We start from the raw sequence: 2,517 nt of genomic DNA on the forward strand, positions 1-2,517 counted from the left end.
CCTGCAGGCGGGCGTCGGCGGGATGGGGGGTGGGGGCTTGGCTCATGGGCCGCACTGTAGGAAGCGCGGGCACCAGGGCTGCAATGCAGTTTCAAATATTGAAATGCAGTTGCGGCTTTGCGGCCGTGGTCCGCACAATCGCCACGTGCCCCACACCCCCATTGCCCACCAACCCAGGGACTCGCAGGATGTCTGCCGCATCCGCGAGCAGGACCCGTATTTCGCGGGAACGCTGGCCAAGGGGCTGATGATTCTCCAGTGCTTCGTCAGCGATCCGCGCCCGCATGCCAACAGCGAGCTGGCCCGCCGCCTGGGCCTGCCGCGCCCCACCGTGTCCAGGCTGTGCCGCAGCCTGCAGACCATGGGCTACCTGGACCATGACGAGCGGCTGGACCGCTACTTCGTCGGCCCGGCCGCCGTCGCCCTGGGCTACCCCTATGTGATCAACACGCCCTTGCTCGGCCCGCTGCGCCTGCCCATGCAGGCGCTGGCCGACCGTGTGAAGGGGGCGGTGTCGGTGGGCGTGGTCATGGACCTGGATGTGGTCTACCTGGATACCTGCGCCTGGGAGGGCGGCACGCTCAAGCGACCCGGCGTGGGCGCCGTGCGCGGCGTGCTGGAAACGGCCATGGGCCGGGCAGGGCTGGCCCAGCTCGATGCCGGGGAACTGCAGCGCTTCCTGGACCGCGTGCGCAGCCAGCGGCCCGAGGAATACGCGCGCTGCAGGGACAACGCCAGCGAAAGCCTGGCGCACTATGCCGCCCGGGGCTTCGCGGTCAACATGGGCGACTCCGGCCTGGGCGTGTGCGCCGTGGGTGCGGCCTCGCGCATCCGCTACGGGTCGCGCCGCCTGCTGTTCAACTGCGCCGTGCCGGGCCTGCGCATGCCGGCCCGCACGCTGATCCGGGATGTGGGCCCCCAGTTGGCGCAGTTGGTGGCCCTGTGCGACCGGCTGCCCGTGGACCGCTGATCTGCGGGCCTGGCGCTTCAGAAGGCGGCCAGCACGATGCCGATGGCCAGCAGCACGCCGAAGGAGATCCAGCCGTTCTTCTGGTCCAGGCCGCCGATCTGGCGCAGCGCCTCTTCGCGCGCAGCGCCCACCAGGCCCCTCTGGTTGATCTGCTGTATGCGCGTGACCAGCCATTGCAGGTAGGTGCGCTTGACCGTGAACGAGATGGCCACCGCGATGCCGAGCACGCGCCCGGCGCCGCCCGTGCCGGGCATCAGCAGATTGATGATCAACAGGGTGATGAAGGCCACCACGGCATAGGCGTAGACGCGGCGCGCAATGGCCCAGGAAACGCCCATGAAGGGAATGGCGGTCCAGCAGGGACTCATGGATGCGAAAAAGCCCTTTTTCCCGCTGACCATGCGTTCCCACAGTGGCCGGTATTTTTCAGCATTCGGGCCGATGGCGGTCTCCATATCGGACCACTCGATTCCAGTCAAGTCCGGCTTGGTGATAAGCAGCGCCTTGAATTGTTCTTTCAATGGAGTGGAATTCGATAGGTTGGGTGTATCGCTCATGGTTTTCCTTGTTGAATGAGGCGGGAGTCCGGGCGGGATGGTCTGGATACCGCAGCAGGCGCTGCGCGAAGGGCTGTTGTCTCGAAAGAGCCCCCCGTTTCTGGACGGGCGCCATTCTATGGGGAGATGCATGGGCAATGGCAAGCCCAATGGGTTGATTCGCAATCGTCAATGAATGAAATCGCTCAAATAAAATACAGTTTTTTACATATCGCATGCCGTGCATTGCAAGATCCCAATCGGCCGGATTGAAGATGTTTTGCCGATGTGATTCGCTTCTTGTCGATTTTTCATTGAGGATTCATCCGGTTGTGCATATCGCGCCGGATACAGTGATCGGGATGGGCCGGCCGCCAGGCGCATTGCATGGGACATGAATGAGTGGTGCGGAACATGGCGAGCCAGCCGGGGCGCAGGGCCGGGCGGCGGGGCTGGCAAGGGGGCCCTGGCGGCCTGCACGCAGGCCGCCCGATAGCCGAGCGCAATGCCCGTATTGGCCGCAGGGCGCAGCCGCTGCGGGCCTTGCCGCGCGACAATGGCGGTCTAATGTCATCCCCTACTTCTTCCAAACCGTCCCGGCCCGGCGCCGACGAGGCGGCAGCGCCCTCCGCGCGCCCTGTGCTGCGCCGCCCCGAAAAGCCACAGGCCGAGCCGGCTGGCGATGCCCGCCGCCCTTCGGGTGGCGCGGGCAAATCTGCGGGCGCACGCGGCGGCCCGCGCAGTGACCGCAACGACCGCAATGAACGTGGCGGCGACCGTGGCGGCCGCAATGATCGCTACGAGCGCTCCGACCGCCGTGATGCTCCCCCTCGCGGCGATGCCCGCGGTGCAGCACCCCGCGACGACGCCCGTGACCAGCGCCCGCGCAGCAGCGGTTTCGGCCGTGCCGAGGACCTGGACCGTTCCCAGCCGCGTGGCGACTGGCGCGAACAGGGCGGCGGCGAAAACCGTGCCCCGCGCGAGCAGCGCGACATGCGCGATGCCCGTGAT

Annotated in this window: 2 protein-coding genes and 1 pseudogene; 2 read left to right on the top strand and 1 reads right to left on the bottom strand. The window is 66.9% G+C overall.

Annotated features, from left to right (window positions below):
• The first annotated feature begins 103 nt into the window (after window positions 1-103).
• Window positions 104-970 (top strand): IclR family transcriptional regulator, encoded by an 867-nt coding sequence (locus KDK82_RS19480; protein WP_088165955.1) that lies wholly within the window; start codon window positions 104-106, stop codon window positions 968-970.
• A gap of 17 nt (window positions 971-987) precedes the next feature.
• On the opposite strand, the gene KDK82_RS19485 is transcribed toward KDK82_RS19480, so the two are convergent.
• Window positions 988-1,527, bottom strand: coding sequence for a hypothetical protein (locus tag KDK82_RS19485; protein ID WP_013804344.1), 540 nt, complete (start codon window positions 1,525-1,527; stop codon window positions 988-990).
• Window positions 1,528-2,073: 546 nt separating this feature from the next.
• Here KDK82_RS19485 and KDK82_RS19490 point away from each other — a divergent pair.
• A pseudogene (locus tag KDK82_RS19490) lies at window positions 2,074-2,517 on the top strand (pseudouridine synthase); the annotation flags it as partial.

Origin of the sequence: Delftia sp. K82 (genome assembly GCF_002193035.1) — a bacterium.
Classification (GTDB): Bacteria; Pseudomonadota; Gammaproteobacteria; order Burkholderiales; family Burkholderiaceae_C; genus Comamonas; species Comamonas acidovorans.

Bases quoted from the DNA above. Each gene is read 5' to 3' on its own strand.
- KDK82_RS19480 (WP_088165955.1), top strand. From the start codon at position 104: ATGCAGTTGCGGCTTTGCGGCCGTGGTCCGCACAATCGCCACGTGCCC.
- KDK82_RS19485 (WP_013804344.1), bottom strand. From the start codon at position 1,527: ATGAGCGATACACCCAACCTATCGAATTCCACTCCATTGAAAGAACAA.